General features: G+C 64.9%; 18 protein-coding genes. 9 read left to right on the top strand and 9 right to left on the bottom strand.

The annotated features are described in order from the left end of the window. Window positions 1-84 precede the first annotated feature (84 nt). Window positions 85-900 (top strand): MipA/OmpV family protein, encoded by an 816-nt coding sequence (locus FFS30_RS00955; RefSeq protein ID WP_137911240.1) that lies wholly within the window; start codon window positions 85-87, stop codon window positions 898-900. A 136-nt stretch (window positions 901-1036) separates the two neighbouring features. Here FFS30_RS00955 and FFS30_RS00950 read toward each other — a convergent pair whose 3' ends face one another. Together FFS30_RS00950 and FFS30_RS00945 are read right to left on the bottom strand one after the other, a co-directional pair. Then, a complete protein-coding gene (locus FFS30_RS00950) occupies window positions 1037-2461 on the bottom strand; it encodes an ATP-binding protein (protein WP_137911239.1) in 1425 nt (474 codons plus the stop codon). 5 nt (window positions 2462-2466) lie between these two features. After that, window positions 2467-3129, bottom strand: a complete 663-nt coding sequence (locus FFS30_RS00945; protein WP_137911238.1) for a response regulator transcription factor — start codon at window positions 3127-3129, stop codon at window positions 2467-2469. Between the two features lie 189 nt (window positions 3130-3318). Between FFS30_RS00945 and FFS30_RS00940 the strand changes: the two genes are divergently transcribed. Both FFS30_RS00940 and FFS30_RS00935 read left to right on the top strand, forming a co-directional pair. After that, window positions 3319-4089 carry a MipA/OmpV family protein gene (locus tag FFS30_RS00940; RefSeq protein WP_171014348.1) on the top strand — a complete coding sequence of 257 codons (771 nt, stop codon included), beginning with the start codon at window positions 3319-3321 and terminating at the stop codon, window positions 4087-4089. 61 nt (window positions 4090-4150) lie between these two features. Next, window positions 4151-4453, top strand: a complete 303-nt coding sequence (locus tag FFS30_RS00935) for a 4Fe-4S dicluster domain-containing protein (RefSeq protein ID WP_171014347.1) — start codon at window positions 4151-4153, stop codon at window positions 4451-4453. A gap of 76 nt (window positions 4454-4529) precedes the next feature. Here FFS30_RS00935 and FFS30_RS00930 read toward each other — a convergent pair whose 3' ends face one another. Then, window positions 4530-6578: a S9 family peptidase gene (locus FFS30_RS00930; protein ID WP_137911235.1), complete on the bottom strand. Its 2049-nt coding sequence runs from the start codon at window positions 6576-6578 to the stop codon at window positions 4530-4532. Between the two features lie 118 nt (window positions 6579-6696). Here FFS30_RS00930 and lgt point away from each other — a divergent pair, with 118 nt between their 5' ends. Together lgt and FFS30_RS00920 are read left to right on the top strand one after the other, a co-directional pair. Then, on the top strand, window positions 6697-7596 hold the full coding sequence (lgt, locus tag FFS30_RS00925; protein ID WP_137912535.1) for a prolipoprotein diacylglyceryl transferase: 900 nt from the start codon (window positions 6697-6699) through the stop codon (window positions 7594-7596). Then, window positions 7596-8390, top strand: coding sequence for a thymidylate synthase (locus tag FFS30_RS00920; RefSeq protein WP_137911234.1), 795 nt, complete (start codon window positions 7596-7598; stop codon window positions 8388-8390). The genes lgt and FFS30_RS00920 overlap by 1 nt, the downstream gene beginning before the upstream one ends. Here the strand turns inward: FFS30_RS00920 and FFS30_RS00915 are convergent. Continuing rightward, window positions 8368-9342 (bottom strand): hypothetical protein, encoded by a 975-nt coding sequence (locus FFS30_RS00915; RefSeq protein ID WP_137911233.1) that lies wholly within the window; start codon window positions 9340-9342, stop codon window positions 8368-8370. The genes FFS30_RS00920 and FFS30_RS00915 overlap by 23 nt on opposite strands. A 103-nt stretch (window positions 9343-9445) precedes the next feature. Between FFS30_RS00915 and FFS30_RS00910 the strand changes: the two genes are divergently transcribed. The 4 genes from FFS30_RS00910 (at window position 9446) to FFS30_RS00895 (ending at window position 13872) form a co-directional block, all read left to right on the top strand. Continuing rightward, window positions 9446-9934: a dihydrofolate reductase gene (locus tag FFS30_RS00910; protein WP_137911232.1), complete on the top strand. Its 489-nt coding sequence runs from the start codon at window positions 9446-9448 to the stop codon at window positions 9932-9934. A 141-nt stretch (window positions 9935-10075) separates the two neighbouring features. Continuing rightward, window positions 10076-10663 (top strand): ECF-type sigma factor, encoded by a 588-nt coding sequence (locus FFS30_RS00905; RefSeq protein WP_137911231.1) that lies wholly within the window; start codon window positions 10076-10078, stop codon window positions 10661-10663. Window positions 10664-10669: 6 nt separating this feature from the next. Further along, entirely contained in the window at window positions 10670-13621 is a 2952-nt protein-coding gene (locus tag FFS30_RS00900; protein WP_137911230.1) for a tetratricopeptide repeat protein, read from the top strand. Beyond that, window positions 13618-13872, top strand: coding sequence for a hypothetical protein (locus FFS30_RS00895; RefSeq protein ID WP_137911229.1), 255 nt, complete (start codon window positions 13618-13620; stop codon window positions 13870-13872). Before FFS30_RS00900 ends, FFS30_RS00895 begins: the two co-directional genes overlap by 4 nt. Here FFS30_RS00895 and FFS30_RS00890 read toward each other — a convergent pair. The 5 genes from FFS30_RS00890 to gcvA all read right to left on the bottom strand — a co-directional run bounded on the left by FFS30_RS00890 (window position 13859) and on the right by gcvA (window position 17974). Then, window positions 13859-14593 (bottom strand): M48 family metalloprotease, encoded by a 735-nt coding sequence (locus FFS30_RS00890; protein WP_137911228.1) that lies wholly within the window; start codon window positions 14591-14593, stop codon window positions 13859-13861. The genes FFS30_RS00895 and FFS30_RS00890 overlap by 14 nt on opposite strands. A 131-nt stretch (window positions 14594-14724) precedes the next feature. After that, complete coding sequence (locus FFS30_RS00885) at window positions 14725-15570, bottom strand: symmetrical bis(5'-nucleosyl)-tetraphosphatase (protein ID WP_137911227.1); 846 nt, start codon at window positions 15568-15570, stop codon at window positions 14725-14727. Between the two features lie 13 nt (window positions 15571-15583). Then, window positions 15584-15967: a Co2+/Mg2+ efflux protein ApaG gene (gene apaG, locus FFS30_RS00880; RefSeq protein WP_137911226.1), complete on the bottom strand. Its 384-nt coding sequence runs from the start codon at window positions 15965-15967 to the stop codon at window positions 15584-15586. 146 nt (window positions 15968-16113) lie between these two features. Further along, window positions 16114-16917 (bottom strand): 16S rRNA (adenine(1518)-N(6)/adenine(1519)-N(6))-dimethyltransferase RsmA, encoded by an 804-nt coding sequence (rsmA, locus tag FFS30_RS00875; protein ID WP_137911225.1) that lies wholly within the window; start codon window positions 16915-16917, stop codon window positions 16114-16116. Between the two features lie 145 nt (window positions 16918-17062). Further along, window positions 17063-17974, bottom strand: a complete 912-nt coding sequence (gene gcvA, locus FFS30_RS00870) for a transcriptional regulator GcvA (protein ID WP_137911224.1) — start codon at window positions 17972-17974, stop codon at window positions 17063-17065. Window positions 17975-18055 lie beyond the last annotated feature (81 nt).

The raw sequence follows: 18055 nt of genomic DNA, 5'->3' as shown, positions 1-18055 counted from the left end.
TCGCAGCTATATGTTTTTGTAAACCTCCTACGCAGAATCCATGCGCCTTCCACCAACGCCAGCGATTCTTCGCAAAAGGAAAATATGCAGCACCGTAAACCGATATTCCGTAGCGTACTTGCCGCGTCCGCAGCGGCATCTCTCATCTTCGCGGCCTCTGCGCAGGCCGATGAGAACAGCGATCAATCCAACAAGGGTTGGGACATCACCATCGGTGCCGGCGCGGCGAGCATGCCGAAATATCCAGGAAGCGATCAGCAAAGAACGCGCGCGCTTCCCTACGTCAACATCAGCTACGGAAGATATTTTTTCGGTGGCGAATCCACCGCGGGCATCGGCGGCATCGGTGCCTATCTTTATCAGGATGCACACTGGCGCATCGGCGCGGCCGTTTCGCCGGGCGGCGGATTCAAAGAGCGCAAGGAGAGCGATGATCCGCGTCTGCGCGGCTTGGGCAATATCGACGCGACCACCCGCGTCGGCGGCTTCGCCAGCTACACGCTCGACTGGCTCACCGCGAGCGCGTCGGTGAGCACGGACGTTGGCGGCAATCGTCAGGGCACCGTCGCCACGCTCGGTGTGACTGCGCGCTGGCAGCCGATCGACCGTCTGACCTTGAATGCCGGTCCGAGCGTAACCTGGTCGAACAGCGAATACATGCAGACGTTCTTCGGCATCGACGCGGAGCAAGCGTTGCGCTCTGGTCGGCCGCAGTATCGCGCGGGCGGCGGCGTCAGCAGCGTCGGGCTCAGCGCCAGCGCCCACTATCGTCTCAACGATCATTGGGGAATCGGCGCCTTCGTTTCCGCGTCGCGCCTGCAGGGCGATGCGAAGGACAGCCCGATCACGCAGGACAAGGCGCAGAACGTCTTCGGCGCGTTTTCGACCTACCATTTCTGATCATGTTGCGCGCAATCGCGCAGGCAAAAAACGCCCGGCACAGAGGCCGGGCGTCGGATGTGTCGCGTGATGGCGTAAGTCGTACTGCCTCGGTGCGCGGGACCGAGAACTTCTCGACGCCGGCGATCGCGAAAGTCTACGGAAACCAGATGCGGATACCGAAGCCGCGCCCGCGGAGTCCGGGTCCGATTTCGATCGTCGCCCCATGCGAAGCGGCGATGCGCGCGACCAGGGAGAGGCCGATGCCGCTGCCGCGCGCGCCGTTGCCCATGACACGGTAGAACCGATCAAAGATGCGCGCATACTCGCCGCTCGGTACGCCGGGGCCGTCGTCGGCGACCGAAAGATTCACGCCGATCGCGCCGTTGCGCATTGCGTGCTTGCACGTCACCGCGACGTGGCCGCCGTCGCCGCTATAACGCAGCGCATTGTCGAGCACATTGCGCAGCAGAATGCCGAGTTCATCGACGTCGCCGTTGACGATCGCGGCGTCGGTTTCCAGCACGATCGACTGGCGCCGCTGGCGCGCGCCAGGCTCAAAGTCGCGCACGATCAGCACGACGATTTCGGAGAGGTCGATCTGGGTATGTTCGAGCGCGCTCTTTGCCGCATCGACACGAGCGAGATCGAGCAGTTGTTCGGACAGGCGCGCGCTGCGCTCGACGCCGGCGGACAAGCGCAGTAGCGCTTCGTTCTTCTCCTCGACGCTGCCCGCGCGCAGCGCGACCTGCGCGTGCGCGGCGAGCACCGCGAGCGGCGTGCGCAGCTCGTGCGCGGCGTCGGCGATGAAGCGGCGCTCGTTCTGCACGGCGGCGTCGAGTTGCTTGAGCTGCGCATTGAACGATTCGACCAGAGGCTGCACTTCGGTCGGCAGTTCGGCGTCCGGCAGCGGGGTGAGGTCGAGCGGTTTGCGCCGGCCGATCAGCTCGCGCAGCGTGTCGATCGGAGCAAACGACCAGCGCGTGACCCACCAGATCGCGATGCCCGGAAGTATGAGCAGCAGGAGACTGACGAACCCGGCCTTACGCAAGCCGTAGAACATCTGGCTGGCGCGCTGCTTGGGCGACTTGCCGATCTGTACGAAAACCTTCCTGCTCGCATCGCCGATGCTGTAGGTACGCCAGACGTCGCCGCCGATGTTCTCGTTGGCGAAGCCGTCGACGAAGTCGGGCTTGAGCGGAGTGGTCGGTGCATCCGGCGAGCGCACAATGGCCTGGCCGTTGAGCCAGATCTGGAAACTGATGTCCTTCTCGGCCTCCGCGTTCGGCATGACCCGCGGCGCCTGGGCGAGTTGTCCGGGATGGGCGAAAACCCCTTCGACATCGGCCGGGAGGGAAGCCAAGGTCAATAGGGCGATTTGCTGCAGCGATTCATCCCACACGGTTTTGTCGCGCGTGGCGATGATCTGCCAGCCGACGAGCAGAATGACCCAGAAGAAGACGATCGTCAGCGACAGCGCGAGCAACAGGCGCATACGCAACGACTTGATCCGCCGCACGCGCGCGCGGGGCGTTATCGTGCTTGCCGACGCCGCGGCGTCGAGATTCGGCCGTACGGTCATATTTGTCAGTGCGCCTCGCCGAAACGATAGCCGAAGCCGTGCACGGTGGTGATCGTGTCCTCGCCGAGCTTCGCACGAAGGTGGTGAATATAGACGGCGATCGTATTGCTTTCGATCGTGCCGGAACTGCCGTACACCGCGTCCTCGAGTTCGTTGCGCGTGACCACGCGGCCGCGGCGTTCCATCAGTACCAGCAAGGTGCGGTATTCCTGCATGCTGAGCGCGACGGCCGCGCCGTTCTTGCTGACGTGGCGGCGGCCCGGGTCGACGATGATGTCGCGATAGCACAGCATCGGTGAAACGCGGCCCTGGCTGCGTCGGACCAGCGCGCGCAGGCGCGCACCGAGTTCGTCGAGCTGGAACGGTTTGACCAGGTAATCGTCGGCGCCGGCGTCGAGTCCATTGATGCGGTCGCTGAGTTTGTCGCGCGCGGTGATAATCAGTACCGGCGTAGCATCGTAGCGTTCGCGCAGATGTGCGAGCACGGCCAGGCCGGAGCTGCCGGGCAGGCCGAGATCGAGCAGGATCGCCGCATATTGCCGATCGAGCGTGGCCAGGCGTGCGCCCACCGCATCGGTGACCCAGTCGACTTCCCAGTTATCCTGACGCAGGCCCGCGCTCACCGCGTCGGCGAGCATCGCATCGTCTTCGACCAGAAGTATCTGCATAGTTTGGTAGCTGCCTCGACAAGTTCGCTGCGAAGGCATTGTGGTCCGGCGCGATTAAAGAGTTTTTAAAACTCGCTGCGCAGAATCCCTCCGCTCACCCGAAGCGGAATTCCCATGCGCAGCCAGCTTTCGAATTGCCGGATATTAGCTCTCCTGCCTCTGCTCTTTGCCATTTCCCCGAATCAAGCCGTGTCTGCGTCGGCCGACGAAAATGCCGACGAAGGCGCGAGCGGAAAGCCGAAGGATAGTTGGGACATCACGATCGGCGCCGGCGCCGCGAGCCTGCCGAAGTATCCCGGCAGCGACGAACAGAAGACGCGTGCATTGCCGGTAGTCAGCATCCGCTATGGCCGCTTCTTTCTTGGTGGCGGCAACGGTGCCGGCGGCGGCGGTCCCGGAGGCGGGCTCGGTGTGTATGTGTACGAGGATGAGCACTTGCGCATCGGTGCGACGGTATCGGTCGGGGCGTTCAAGGCGCGCAAGGAGTCCGATGACCGGCGCCTGCGCGGCCTCGGCGACATCGACGGCACCACGCGCGCCGGTGCGTTTGCGCGCTATACGCTGGGATGGCTCAGTGCGGATCTCTCGTTGTCGCGCGACGTCGGCGACAACCGCCAGGGCACCATCGTCAAGTTCGGACTCGATGCCAACTGGCCGCTGTCGCGCCGGCTCGTGCTGAGTGCCGGTCCCGAGGTGACGTGGGCGAACGGCGAATACATGCAGACGTTCTTCGGCATCGACGCACAGCAGTCGGCGCGTTCCGGCCTTGCGCAGTATCACGCCGGGAGTGGTGTGAGCAGCGTCGGCTTCGGCGTCAATGCGCGTTATCGCTTCGATGCGCATTGGGGCGCCGGAGCGTTCATCTCCAGTTCGCGCCTGCGGGGCGATGCGGGAGGCAGCCCGATCACGCAGGACAAGACGCAGAACGTATTTGGTCTGTTTGCAAGCCATCGTTTCTAGGGCGGACGCGTATGAAAATCAGCGGAATCGATTCGAATGCATCGTGCGAGGTGTTGCCCTTATGAATCGCGCCTTTGATTGCGACGATGCCGGCATGGTCTGGCCACTGGTCGACAGCGAACGCTGCCTGGGCGACGCCGGTTGCGTGAGTGTATGTCCATACGATGTGCTCGCCCTGCAACCCGTGGATGCGGCCTCTCATGACGATTTGCCGGAGAGCACGCGCTTCCTGCTGTCGCTGAGCGGCGGCCTTCAGGCCGTCGTGGTCGCGCCCGAACGCTGCCGTGCCTGCGGCCTTTGCCTTGCGGTCTGCTCGCAAGATGCGATCGACTTCCACGGGCGCAACGAATCTGATGGCGGCTGAGCGAGACGCGGCACCGCAAACGACGACGCCCGGCACAAAGGCCGGGCGTCGGATGTGTCGCGTGATGGCGTGAGCCTTACTGTTGCTTCGGCGCGCCCGGGCCGAGGTACTTGAGCAGGAACGCTTCGGTCACCTTGTAGCGCTCGGTGTTGTTCTCTTCTTTGAAGAAGCCGTGACCTTCCTTCGGCTTGGTCATGTACTCGACCGGCTTGCCGGCCTTCTGCAGCGCGTCGCGCATTTCGCTTGCGTTCTGCACGGGCACGCGTTTGTCGTCTTCGCCGTGGACGATGAGCACCGGCACGTTGAACTTGTCGACGTGGTCGATCGCGGAGTTCGCCTTGATATAGGCTTCGTCGCCCATGCCCCAGGCTTCGCGCAGGAAGTTGCGGCCGCCGCGCGAGCGGCGCGTGTCGCTGCGGTTGGCCTGGATGCGGATGTCGGAAACGCCGGCGATCGCGACCGAGCACTTGAACGTGCCCTGCGGCGCATACACGGGCTGGAAGAACGCGGTGTAGCCGCCGTAGCTCGCGCCGTAGACGCAGATGCGGCTCTTGTCGACATAGCCTTTGTCGATCGCCCAGTTCAGACCGTCGAGCATGTCCTGCATCATGCCGGTGCCCATCTGGCGGTAGCCGGCGTCGAAGAAGTTCGCGCCGCGGCCGCCCGAGCCGCGGTAGTTGACCTGGACGACGGCGTAGCCGCGCGAAGCGAGGAACTGCGCTTCCGTGTTTTCCCACGAGCCCGACAGCGACCAGGGATCGTTCGGACCCATCGGTCCGCCGTGCGCGATCATCACGGTCGGCAGGTTCTTCTCGCCACGTCCCGGAGGCAGAGTCACGTAGCCGCCAAGCTCGTTGCCGCTCGACGCCTTGAACCAGAACGGACGGCGTTCGCCGAGTTGCGACGGGTCGAACCACGGCTTGCTCTGATAGAGCGGGCGGATGCTGTTCGTGCTCAAGTCGAACATCGCATAGGTGCCCGGGTCGCGGTCGCTCATCGCGCGGACGAGAGCGACCGAGCCGTCTTCGGAGATATCGGAGAAGCCGACGTAATGATCGGCAAACTTCGTGTTGAGCGCCTTGAGCGCCTTCGCGTACTTGCTTTCGTCGAGCCAGGTGATCGACGTGCGGCCATCTTCGAACGCGACGGCGTAGGGCACGTGCGGTGCCGGCGACCAGAACACGCGACCCACGCTGACGCGCGGATTCGACGCAAGCACTTTGCGCTCGCTGCCGTCTAGGTTGCTGATGACGAACTGGCCTGGGCCGCCGTCGGGGTTGCCGATCGAGTAGAGCTTGCTGCCGTCCGGCGACATTGCATAGGGCTGGAACTGCTTGCCGACCACATTGGCGGGCAGCTCGGTCCATTCCTTGTCGGCGCCGGCGCGATAGTAGACATGGTCCTTGAGGTTGTTGTCCTGGCCCCAGGCATAGCGCGCGACGCCGTCATGCACGAGGAAGTCGTAGCCGTCGTAGCCGATCGAACCGATTTCCTTGACGTTGCCGCTGACCGCGTCGACGTCGAAGATCAAGGTCTTGTTCGCCTGCGCATCGCTGCCGCCTCGCTCGGGGGCTGGGTTGACGGTCAGGTAGAAATGGCTGTTGGCCTTGTCCGGCGCGCCGCTGATCGAACCGAAGCCGATCGGCATCTTGAGGATGTTCATCGCCGCGGCGCTCGATCCGCGCGAACGGTCGCTGTAGAGCATGCGCTTGTTCTTGCCGTCGTAATCGACCGCGATGATGTCGCCGGTTGCGGCCGGTTGTTCTGCGAACGCGGTTTCCTTGCCGGTACCCATGACCAGGCGCTTATTGTCGACCCAAGTCACGTCGATCGGCAGGAAGGTCGCGACCATCTCCAGACGGCTGACGTACTTGAGGTCGGGCAGGTGCAGGATCGCGAGCTGGTACTTGTTGTCGCCGTCCTTTTCCTCGGTTTTCACCGTCACCGCGATGTGCTGGCCGTCAGGCGACAGTACCGGTGCGCCGAGTGGCGGGTGCTTGGCGAAGTCGGCCTCCGGAATCACGGTGACTTTGGACTGGGCGGTCGGCTTGGCGTCATCGGCGAAGGCCGCAGGCGAAACGGCCGCGACGGCAACCATCGCAGCTAGGCAAACGTGTCTGATCATGGATAAGTTCTCCCCGGAAACAGCGCCGATTATGCCATGCCGCCCCCGCGGATCGCCCGTACCCATCGTCACGGCGCTTTCTGCGACAATACAGACCGCTTATCCGCTGTCGCCGCGCATGCCGTATTTCCACAATATCGATCCGATCGCGTTCTCGCTCGGCCCCGTCGCCGTCCATTGGTACGGCATCATGTATCTGCTCGGCTTCGCCGGTGCGTGGTTCGTCGGCAATCGCCGCCGCGCGCAGGGCAGGCTGCCGGTCGGCTACGAGGCGTTCTCCGATCTCGCGTTCTACGTGATGCTCGGCGTCATCCTCGGCGGGCGCATCTGGTACATGCTGACCTACGTCTCGCCGAGTTGGATCGTCGAGGATCCCCTGCAGATTTTCCGCGTCTGGGACGGCGGCATGTCGTTCCATGGCGGTTTCCTCGGCGTGCTGTTCGCCGGCTGGCTCTGGTCGCGGCGCAACCGTATCCACTTTTTCGACACGATCGATTTCGTCGCGCCGCTCGTGCCGATCGGTCTCGGTCTCGGCCGCCTCGGCAACTTCATCAACGGCGAACTGTGGGGCAAGCTGACCACCGAGCCGTGGGGCGTGATCTTCCCGAGCGCGCTCGAGAATCTCAACAAGACGCATGCCGAGCTGCAGCAGATGTATCTCGCCGGCCAGCTCAACGACCAGGCGCGGCATCCTTCGCAGCTCTACGAATTCGCGCTCGAAGGCGTGGTGATGTTCGCCGTACTGTATCTCTATTCGATGAAGCCGCGCCCGCGCTATGCTGTGTCCGGCCTGTTCGCGCTGATGTACGGGGTGTTCCGCTTCGCCGTCGAGTTCGTGCGCATGCCCGATGCGCAGCTTGGCTATCTCGCCTTCGGCTGGCTGACGATGGGGCAGATCCAGTCGCTGCCGCTGATCCTCGTCGGTCTGATCCTGTTGATCATGTCGCGCCGCGCGCCGACCTTGCAGCCCGATCCGGCCGCCGCCAATGTGCCGGCGGCAGCCAAGGAATCCGCCTGATGCGTCAGTACCTCGACCTGCTGCGCCACGTGCTCGAACGCGGTGACGAGAAAGCCGACCGCACCGGCACCGGCACACTGTCGGTGTTTGGTTGGCAGATGCGCTTCGATCTGGCCGAGGGTTTTCCGCTCGTGACGACGAAGAAGCTGCATACGAAATCGATCGTGCGCGAACTGCTCTGGTTTTTGCGCGGCGACACGAACATCGCTTATCTCAAAGAGCATGGCGTCGGCATCTGGGACGAATGGGCCGATGCGAACGGCGACCTGGGTCCGGTCTACGGCAAGCAGTGGCGTGCCTGGACCGGAGAAAACGGAAAGGCCATCGATCAGGTCGCTCAACTGATCGAGCAGATCAAGCGCAATCCCGATTCGCGCCGCCTCGTGGTCAGCGCGTGGAATGTCGCCGACCTGCCGAAGATGGCCCTGCAGCCGTGTCATGCGCTATTCCAGTTCCACGTCGCCAAGGGCAGGCTGTCGTGCCAGCTTTACCAGCGTTCGGGCGACATCTTTCTCGGCGTGCCGTTCAACATCGCGAGCTATGCGCTGCTCACGCATATGGTCGCGCAGGTCTGCGGGCTGCAGCCCGGCGACTTCGTGCATACGCTCGGCGATGCGCATCTGTATAAGAACCATCTCGATCAGGCGCGCGAGCAATTGACGCGCGCGCCGTTGCCGTTGCCGAAGCTGAAACTCAATCCCGCGATCAAGTCGATCGACGATTTCCGCTACGAAGATATCGAAATCGTCGACTACAAATCGCATGCGCCGATCAAGGCGCCGATCGCGGTCTAGGCGCGCATTCCGCCGCGCAGAGGAAATAGGCTGCCGCTCGCGGATAGTCGATCGTCATGACGAAATGGCGCAGCGCATTGCCGCCGATCGCGCCTTCGACTTGCTTGTCCATCATCTTCGACATGTAGTCGTGAAAAGCGCGGTCCGAGCGCCAGTTGAACCATACCGGTCCGACGCGCGTGCCCGCGATTTCGACTTCCGGCACCTCGATGAGGGAGACGGGAGTTTTCGTGCCGTCCTGTGCGTTTTCGATCACGCGCCACTCCGGATGCGCTTTATGCCATGCCTGGAACTGACTGTCGGCGATGAAGCTCGCGGCGCGCGTCGCCGGCTGTCCGTCGCCGATCGAAGTCAGCGCCTGCGTGGTCAGTACCGTGGTCGCGCCGGTGTCGAGCAGCAGATCGATAGGCTTGCCGTCGATGCGAATCGTGATGCGTGGAAAATTGGCGGCGCGCGCGCCTTTCTCGTCGACGGGAAAGCCGAGCGCGACGCGGCTTGCCCGTTGCGGCGGTTTCCACGCGGACGCTTCGAGCGTAAGCGCGTGCTTCGGGTAATCCCAAGTCCAAATGCGGCCTCCGAGCCAAGCCTCGCCGAGCATGCCGTCGCCGATGTCGAAATGCGTATCGGAATTCGGCGCGATGGGTATCTGGCCGTCCAAATCCAGAGGCACAGGAATGCCGAGCCCCGGTTTGAATGCGGGCAGCTTGGCTGCTTTTGCGTCGTCGCCGTATTCCTTGGGCAGAGCGTGCGCGGGAAGTTTCAGGCGCGAAACCAGGCTTTCGAGCAATATGGTTGCGCCGCCGCTGTCAGTGAAGAACTTCAGTTTGGCACCGTCCTGAGTCTGCGGTACGACGTAGACGCGGTCGGCTTCGAACGATGCGGGTAAGACTTGTCCCGCAGGATTGGCGGCGCTCAGCGCGGCGTGAAACAGCGTAATGCTTGCGGCGATCATCGTGCTCTCCGTGGTTGGACGAACAATCGATTACGATCGTAATCGATAAATGAAACGGACACAACCGGCTGACTTGCGCGCCGTGAACGACGACAATGCTCGGATGAATCTGGCCCTGATCGCCGCACTCGACCGCCACTACGCCATCGGCCGCGACGGCGCGATGCCGTGGCATCTGCCCGACGATCTCAAGCGCTTCAAGGCGTTGACGCTCGGCAAGCCCGTGCTGATGGGGCGCAAGACCGCGCTCGCAATCGGGCGTGCGCTGCCGGGGCGGCCGAATCTCGTGCTGACGCGCGGCAGCCAGGCGCCGTTCGCCGGGCAGCGCGTCGTCGCTTCGATCGACGAGGCGCTGGCGATCGCCGGCGGTGACGAATTGATGGTGATCGGAGGCGGCAAGGTCTATGCGCTCGCGCTGCCGCTCGCATCCACGCTGCATCTGACCTGGATCGACACCGAGGCGCACGATGCCGATGCGCATTTCCCGCGTTTCGATCCGACGCAATGGCACGAGACGTTCCGCGAGGCGCACCTCGCGGATGCACGCCACGAATTTGCGTTCGCCTTCGTCGACTACGCGAGAAATCCCTGACCGTGCAAGTCGCCGTGCACAGTTCGAGCCGGCGTTCTTAACGCGAATTTACACCGTCAGGCCGAACAATCGGCGCAGAAGCAAGGGAGGCTGTGGCCGTTCGGCCCGATTCGCGTTCGGGGTTCCGCAATCGGTTTCGATATGAAGAGTCTGTCCGAGGACGAAATCCGCTTTCGCATCGAAAGCGCCATCACGGCCCAGCATGCCGATCTGGCAGCGCTGATGACCGGCATGCAGAACGAGTTGCGCCAGATCGCGCACCGCCAGCGGCGGCGCGCCACGCCGGGCGAGACCTTGTCGACCACGGCCCTGGTCAACGAGGCTTATCTCAAGTTCGCGTCCTCGCCCGAGCTGTTCGAGCAGATCGACCGCAAACATTTTCTCGCGCTCGCCGCGCGCGCGATGCGCCACATCGTCATCAACCACGCGCGCGACCGCGTCACGCAGAAGCGCGGCGCCGGCGCGCAGCACGAGACGCTCGGTGCGTTCGACGAGATCGGCGGCGACCTCGCCGAAGCGAACCGCCTGCTCGAACTCAACGACGCACTCGACCGTCTCGAACAGATTCGTCCGCGTCTCGCCCAGGTCGTGCAACTGCGCTATTTCGCCGGCCTGTCCGAAGAAGAGACCGGCGAAGTGCTCGACCTCGACCGCAGCACCGTGCGACGCGACTGGCGCAAGGCGCGCGGCTGGCTGTACAACAAGCTGCATCCCGACGCGGCGGGTTGAAGCCGGATGCAGGAGCCGACGCGCGAAGACTGGCAGCGCCGCGAGGACTTGCTCGACGAATTGCTCGAGCTTCCGGAGAGCGAGCAGGCCGGTTTCATCGAACAGGTCGCACGTGCATCGGCCGGCGATGCGGCGTCGCTGCGCGAGTGGCTCGCCGGCATCGAGCGCTCCGAGGGTTATCTCGCCGCGCCGACGCCCGTGCCGATCGGCCGCGACGGCGCGGCGGTCGGCAACTGGCGTGCACTGCGCCTGATCGGGCGCGGCGGCATGGGTGAGGTCTGGCTCGGCGAGCGCGCCGACGGCCTGTTCGAGAAGCGCGTCGCGATCAAGTTCATCCGCGACGACCGGCCGCAATTGAAGCGCAGTCTCGAATCCGAGCGCCGCGTGCTGGCCGCGCTGCAGCATCCGGGCATCGTGCGCCTGCTCGACGCGGGCGCGACGGCGGATGGCCATCCGTTCCTCGTCACCGAGTACATCGACGGCGTCGCGCTCGACGCCTGGATCGAACGCGACCGGCCTGCGCTGGCACAGCGCCTGCGCCTGTTCCGCGAGGTCGCCGAGGCGGTCGCCTACGCGCACGAACGCCTCGTCATCCACAGCGACATCAAGCCGGCGAATATCCTCGTCGATGCGAACGCGCATGCGCATCTGCTCGATTTCGGCATCGCGCGCGCGCTCGCCGACGAAGGCGACGCGGCGCACGCGACCCAGATCGCGCTGACCCCCGAATTCGCCGCGCCGGAATTGATTGCCGACAACAGCGCGGGCATGCGTTCGGACGTCTACGCACTCGGCGGCCTGTTGTATTTTCTGCTCTGCGGCAAACCGCCGCTCGCACTGCGCGGGCTCGCGCTCGCGGCGATGATCGCCAAAGTGCGCGACGAACAGCCCGTGCGGCCGAGTGCGATCGCAGCGCCGATCACGGGCGCGCCGAAGCGCCTGCTCGCCGACCTCGATGCGATCGCGCTCAAGGCATTGGCGAAGGCGCCGGCCGCACGCTACGGCACGGTCGAGGCCTTGCTCGCCGACCTCGACGCCGCGCTCGCCAGCCGGCCGCTCGCCGCGCGTGCGCCGAATACGCTCGATCACGCACTTCGCTACTTGCGTCGGCATCGTCTTGCGCTCGCAATCGCCACGACGGTCGCGTTGTCGCTGATCGCCGGCATGGCCGGCACGCTCTGGCAGGCGCGCGAAGCAAGGTTGCAGCGCGATCGCGCCGAGGCCGAAGCACGGCGCGCGGGCGCGGAAGTGGCGACGGCGAACGCGGTGCGTGATTTTCTCGTCGGTGTGTTCAAGTCGGCGAACCCAGAACTCACCTACGGCAAGACGCCGAGCGCGGCGGAACTGATCGACGGCGCCGTGCGCGAAGCGCGCGACGATCTGCGCGAGCGCCCCGAATTGCAGGCGCAGTTGTTCGACGTGCTCGGCCAGACCTATGCCGGTCTCGGCCGCTATGCGCAGTCGGTCGCCCTGCTGCGAGAGGCGCATGCCGCCGCGGTGGCGACGGCCGGCGAGACATCGCCGCTGGCCTTGCGCCTTGCGGTCGATTTCGCCGCCGCGGTCAACAGCAACCGCGGACCCTACGACGAGGCGCAGGTGTTGCTCGAGCGCACACTCGCGCGCTTGCGTGGCGAGTCTCCGCAGAGCGCGCGCCTGCTCATCGCGGCCTTGTACGAGTACGGCGAAATGCAGTCGAAGCGCGGCGATCTGAATCTCGCCATCGGCAGCTTCGAGCAGGCGTTGGCGCAGGCCAAGGAAATGGGGCGCGACGGCGACGAAGAGCGCGCGACAGTTCTCAAAGCACTGGCCGCGGCCAAGACCATGCAGAGCGATTACCCGGCGGCGATCGGCCTGCTGCGCGAGGCGCTCGACATCCGCAAGCGCCTGTCTGCGCCGGGCAGTCCGCCGATCGTCGATATCCAGATTGAACTCGCCGACGTGCTGCGCGCGTTCGACCGCCTCGACGAGTCGGCGGCGATGTTGCGCCAGGCGGTTGCCGCCTATCGCGACGCGTTCGGCGACAAGCATCCGCGCACCTTGTATGCGCGCGTCCAGCTCGCAGAGACGCTGACCAGCCAGCGCGAGCTCGGCGAGGCGGAGACCCTGCTGCGCGGCGTTGATGCCGACGCACGGCAGCAGCTCGGCAGCGACAACGAGTTGTCGCGGCGCAGCCTCAACGGCCTCGCCGGCATCCGCAACGAAGAGCGCGACGGCGAGGGCGGTCTCGTCTTCATGCGCGAGGCGGTCGAGATGTCGACGCGGCTGTACGGTGCCGACAGTCCGAAAACCTTGTCGATGAGTTTCAACCTGTCCAATGCGTATTTGAACGTCGGTGACTTTGCCGACGCCGAAGCGCTGTCGCGCAAAGTGCTCGATAAATATCGCGCCACCGGCAATGACGACATCGGCGGCCTGCTGTCGAATCTGGCTTACACGGCGCGCATGCGCGGCGATGCAGAACAGGCGACCAAGTACCGCGCCGAAGCACTGACTCTGCTGCAGAAGCAGACCGGCGCGAGCAGCACGGCGTCGCTGGCCGGGAAACTGGCGTTGGCGCTCGATCAGCGCAACCTCGGCCAGCTCGACGACGCGCGGCGCAACGCCGAGGCGGTGCGTGACGAAACCGAACGACTCGGAAAAGAGGCCGACGCGCGCCTGCGCATGCTCGCGCACTATGCCGTGGCCCAGATCGACTACCTGCAGGGTCGCTGCGCCGATTCGCGATCGGCCTTGGAAACCGCCTGGGAGCAGTACGGGAAACTCAAAGATGCACCGCCCAATCGCGTGAAGACCGCGACCGCGGCCCTGTTCGTCGGCCTATGCCGAAAACAGACCGGTAGCGGCGACGGCGCCGCAACGCGTGCAATGATCGCGGAGAACGCGAAGATACTGCGCGGATCGAAATTCACCGACCCCTACATCCGGCAACTCGCCGACCAGGCGACAAGGGCGAAATGACGAACTCCGTTGAAGTCGGTGCTTCCGCGATCCACGGCCTCGGCGTTTTCGCCATACGGGCGTTCGTACCGGGGCAGACCAAGCACGCCCTTGATGATGAGCTCATTGCGGAGCGGCTGAAAAAGTTCGCTCCTAAGGCGACTGCTTTTGAACAGCCGCACTCGCTGGCGTGGACTGATCTGAAGAAACGCGGCGATCCGTCCCTGGATCGCCGCGTTTGCACAGCCGGAGCCGTCCTTAGCCCTTCTTGATCAAGGCCTGAATCTTGGCGACGCGATCGGGCGAGGACGGATGGCTCGACATCAGACCGCCTTTGCCCTGCAGCTTGCCGAGCATCGACACCATCGCGTTCGGGTCGTACTTGTGTTTGACCATGAAGTGATAGCCGTAGACGTCGGCCTCGCTTTCCTCTTTCTGCGAGAACTGCGCATTGACGAAGGACTCGGCGACGCCGCCGAGTTCGGAGGCGGCGACGGTGCCGGCCTTGCCGCCCGTAGCCGCCGCACCCTGGCGCGCGGCGCGCGTGAGGATCGCAGTCTTCATCTTGGCCTTGGTGTGGCCGAGCTTGGCGTGGCCGATCTCGTGGCCGATCACGGCGCGGATCTCGTCGTCGCTCATCTTGTCCATAAGGCCGGCGAACACGCGCACGCAGCCGTTGGCCATGGCGAACGCGTTGACGTCGCTGACCAGGTAGGCCTTGAAGTTGAGATTGATGCCGTCTTCGTTGTTCAGTCCCTGGGTGAGCTTGGCCAGGCGCGCGGCGTATTTGCTGCCGGGCGCGGCGATCTTGTTCTGCTTGTCGTAAGCCACGCAGGCCTCGTCCGAGGTCTTGCGGATGTCGTCGTCACTGAGCGACAGGCCCTTGGCCGCGCCGACGCCGGCGCCGAGCGCGCCGCCGAGATCGATCGCCATCGCGCTGCCGGTCATGCACACGGCCGCGGTCAACATCATTGCCTGATATTTCAGTTTCATCGTGGATTCCTTGCTTGCGGGGACACGTGGGCACATGCCGGCGCCGGGTAACGGCGTCTTGCAAAGAAGGAATCACGATTCGAAGGCCGGCCGGGTCATTTTTCCTCGGCTGCGGCGGATGAGGCGTTGGGCTAGTCTTCGCCCTTGGCCGGTTTGGCGCGTTTCGACTTGATCGAGATGAACTGCGGCTCCTCGCCGTCGAGGCGCAGCGCGATCAGTTCGCCGCCCCAGACGCAGCCGCCGTCGATCGCATAGATGCCCATGCCCATGAAGCGGCCCAGGGTGGACCAATGGCCACAGACGATGCGTATATCGTGGCGCACGCGGCCGGGCACTTCGAACCAGGGATACAGTCCCGGCTTCTGCGTGCCGGGGCCGCCTTTTTCGCCGTAGGCGATGCGCCCGCGCACGTCGCAGAAACGCAGGCGCGTCATCACGTTGATCGTCGCGCGCAAACGGTCGATGCCGCGCAGCCGCGGCGTCCACTGGTCGGGTTTGTTGCCGAACATGCCGAGCAGCAGACGCTTGGCGCCGTCGCCGGCGAGGCGGCCTTCGACTTCGCGCGCGGCGCGTTCGGCGCGGTCGAGCGTCCAGCCCGGCGCGAAGCCGGCGTGAACGAGGGCGAAGTTCAGCGCGTGATCGACATGCAGCAGCGGGCGCGTGCGCAGCCAGCCGAGCAGCACGTCGCGGTCGGGCGCGAACAGCACTTCGCGCAGTTCCGGGTTCACTTTCGCCTGTGCGGCTTCGTCGCGCTCGGCGATTGCGAGCAGGGAGAGATCGTGGTTGCCGAGCACGACCACCGCGCTCTTGCCGAACGACTGCACCTGGCGCAGCACGGCAAGCGATTGGCCGCCGCGGTTGACCAGGTCGCCGCAGAACCAGAGCGTGTCCCGCGAAGAATCGAAGCGGATTTTTTCCAGCAGTTGAGCAAGCTCGTCGTAGCAGCCCTGAACGTCGCCGATCGCGTAGATGGCCATCAGTGCGGCGCCGTCAATGCACGGTCCGCGGGATCGACAGCGTGAACTGCGGGATCGCCGCGTCGAAGCGGCGTCCGTCGTCGGCGAGCATCTGGTAGCTGCCGCGCATGGTGCCGACGGCGGTTTCGAGCACGGCGCCGGAGGTGTATTGGAAATCGTCGCCCGGACGCAGCCAGGGCTGTTCGCCGACCACGCCTTCGCCGCGCACTTCCTGAACCTTGCCGTTCGCGTCAGTGATGATCCAGTGGCGTGAGATCAGGCGAGCGGCGACGCGGCCCGTATTGGCGATGTGGATCGTGTAGGAAAATGCGTAGCGGTCCGCATCCGGCATGGACTGGTCCTGCAGAAACTGGGTCTGCACGGCCACGCTGATCGCATAGAGGGTGTCGTCGCTCATGCGCCGATTGTGCGCAGGCCGGAACAGTGAAGCAAGGGCCGGGAACGAAACGGCGCCGCGTTTCTCGCGGCTTTGCGATTTTTCATGCCCGAATGCGGACAGGTGAATCGTGTGCCGCGAATTACGTTTCTATGACAGAAGCGCGCTCAATTCTTCGATTCGAGCACGCGCGCGAGCGCGACGAATGCCGCGGGCGGCAACTGTTCGGCGCGTTCGCGCGCGTCGATGCCGGCAGCGGCGAGATCGTCTGCGCCGGCGACTTGGCGCAGGGCGTTGCCGAGTGTCTTGCGGCGCTGGCCGAACGCGGCGCGGACGACGCGGTCGATCGCGACGAAATCGGTCTGCGGCAGCTTTTCGGCGGGCAGCGGAACGAGACGCACGACCGCCGAATCGACTTTCGGCGGCGGCGAGAACGCAGTCGGCGGCACATCGAACAGCGGCTCGACCGAGCAGCGCAGTTGCAGCATCACCGAGAGCCGCCCGTAAGTCTTGCTGCCGGGACCGGCGGCCATGCGCTCGACCACTTCTTTCTGCAGCATGAAGTGCATGTCGTCGATCACGCCGGCATGGTCGAGGCAGTGGAACAGGATCGGCGTGGAGATGTTGTAGGGCAGGTTGCCGACGAGGCGGACCTTGCTCACGCCGGCGTCGCGCGCGAGCGCGGAGAAATCGACTTCGAGCACGTCGCGGTTGACGATCGTCAGTTCGCCGACGCCTTTCGCGCGCGCGCGCAGCGGCTCGATCAGGTCGCGGTCGAGTTCGATCGCGGTGAGCCGGCCGGTCGCCTGCAGCAGCAGAAAAGTCAGCGCGCCTTCGCCGGGGCCGATCTCGACGAGGCACTCGCCGGGCTTCGCTGCCACATATTCCACAATGCGGCGTAGTATATTTTTGTCGTGGAGAAAGTGCTGGCCGAAGCGCTTCTTGGTGACGTGCGGGGCGAAATCGTTCATGCGGTGGAACCCGTTCTCTAAGCGTGGCGAGCGAAGGCAGTGCGCGTGAGCACGCAGCGCAGCAACCGAAGTGTACAGTCGAGCACATGGGGATTCCGAGCGCCGTGCGCGTGCGCTCCGCCGAATGCGGCTGCTGCGAACACGGTCAGGCGTCGGGACGGTACATGGGCGGCGAGGCGCGCAGTTCCTCGTACAGCCATTCGCGGAACTTGAGCAGGGTCGGCTTGCGCGCGTTCTGCGGCGGATAGACAAGATGACAGGTGGCCGGCGACGGAATGCGCTGCGCGAACGGGGCCACGAGCGTGCCGGCGCGCAATTTGAGCGCGGCAAGCGAACCGCGCGCGAGGACCGCACCCTGGCCCTGGATCGCCGCCTGCAGGGCGAGTTCGGAGTCGTTGAATACCGGGCCGCGGCGCGGTTCGGCGATATTGACGCCGGCCGCGGCGAACCACGGCGCCCACGGCTGCTGACGGATGCGCAGCAGCGGCACCCGCGCGAGGTCGGCCGGGCTGCGCAGACGCGAACGCCGCGCGAGCGCCGGGCTCAGCGTAGGGAACATTTCGTCGTCGAACAGTTTTTCGCTGACCAAGTCATCGTAATTGCCGGTGCCGTAGCGGATGGCGACGTCGACGCCGTCGCTGCGGAAGTCCGACACCGCGGGCGTGCTGTCGAGGCGCAGATCGATGCCGGGATGGCGTTCGAGGAAGCCGCCGAGGCGGGTGACGAGCCACGCCGCGGCGAACGACGGCAGCACGCTGACTGTGAGCGAATTTGCACTATCGTGATCGCGCAGGCGTTCCAGTGCCGCGGCAAGCTGGTCGAGCGCCGCGCGCACGTCCTGGGCGAGCTGGCGGCCTGCGTCGGTCGCGGCCATCTGCCGGCCGGCGCGGCGCAGCAGCGGCAGTCCAAGCGCCGCTTCGAGCGCGTGGATTTGGTGACTTACCGCGCTATGGGTGAGGTTGAGCTCTTCCGCCGCACGCGAATAGTTCTGGTGGCGCACGGCGGCTTCGAGCACGCGCAGCGAGCGCAGCGGCGGCAGGCGGTGCCAGGGATTCATGCGCCGATCGGCATGGGAGAACGCATGCGGCGCAGTCTATCATCTGTGAAAAAAACTCACAGGTGAGGCGAGAAAATAGCG

This window comes from Rudaea sp. 3F27F6 (assembly GCF_005503555.1).
Taxonomy (GTDB): Bacteria; Pseudomonadota; Gammaproteobacteria; order Xanthomonadales; family Rhodanobacteraceae; genus Rudaea.
The sequence above is the reverse complement of the archived record's forward strand: the minus strand, read 5'-3'. Positions and strand labels throughout refer to the sequence as shown.

Coding starts and splice junctions, on each gene's coding strand:
- FFS30_RS00935 (WP_171014347.1), top strand. CDS start 4,151: ATGAATCGCGCCTTTGATTGCGACGATGCCGGCATGGTCTGGCCACTG.
- rsmA (WP_137911225.1), bottom strand. CDS start 16,917: ATGAACGATTTCGCCCCGCACGTCACCAAGAAGCGCTTCGGCCAGCAC.
- lgt (WP_137912535.1), top strand. CDS start 6,697: ATGCCGTATTTCCACAATATCGATCCGATCGCGTTCTCGCTCGGCCCC.
- FFS30_RS00945 (WP_137911238.1), bottom strand. CDS start 3,129: ATGCAGATACTTCTGGTCGAAGACGATGCGATGCTCGCCGACGCGGTG.
- FFS30_RS00915 (WP_137911233.1), bottom strand. CDS start 9,342: ATGATCGCCGCAAGCATTACGCTGTTTCACGCCGCGCTGAGCGCCGCC.
- apaG (WP_137911226.1), bottom strand. CDS start 15,967: ATGAGCGACGACACCCTCTATGCGATCAGCGTGGCCGTGCAGACCCAG.
- FFS30_RS00930 (WP_137911235.1), bottom strand. CDS start 6,578: ATGATCAGACACGTTTGCCTAGCTGCGATGGTTGCCGTCGCGGCCGTT.
- FFS30_RS00900 (WP_137911230.1), top strand. CDS start 10,670: ATGCAGGAGCCGACGCGCGAAGACTGGCAGCGCCGCGAGGACTTGCTC.
- FFS30_RS00910 (WP_137911232.1), top strand. CDS start 9,446: ATGAATCTGGCCCTGATCGCCGCACTCGACCGCCACTACGCCATCGGC.
- FFS30_RS00890 (WP_137911228.1), bottom strand. CDS start 14,593: ATGAAACTGAAATATCAGGCAATGATGTTGACCGCGGCCGTGTGCATG.
- FFS30_RS00950 (WP_137911239.1), bottom strand. CDS start 2,461: ATGACCGTACGGCCGAATCTCGACGCCGCGGCGTCGGCAAGCACGATA.
- FFS30_RS00885 (WP_137911227.1), bottom strand. CDS start 15,570: ATGGCCATCTACGCGATCGGCGACGTTCAGGGCTGCTACGACGAGCTT.
- FFS30_RS00895 (WP_137911229.1), top strand. CDS start 13,618: ATGACGAACTCCGTTGAAGTCGGTGCTTCCGCGATCCACGGCCTCGGC.
- FFS30_RS00955 (WP_137911240.1), top strand. CDS start 85: ATGCAGCACCGTAAACCGATATTCCGTAGCGTACTTGCCGCGTCCGCA.
- FFS30_RS00905 (WP_137911231.1), top strand. CDS start 10,076: ATGAAGAGTCTGTCCGAGGACGAAATCCGCTTTCGCATCGAAAGCGCC.
- FFS30_RS00920 (WP_137911234.1), top strand. CDS start 7,596: ATGCGTCAGTACCTCGACCTGCTGCGCCACGTGCTCGAACGCGGTGAC.
- gcvA (WP_137911224.1), bottom strand. CDS start 17,974: ATGAATCCCTGGCACCGCCTGCCGCCGCTGCGCTCGCTGCGCGTGCTC.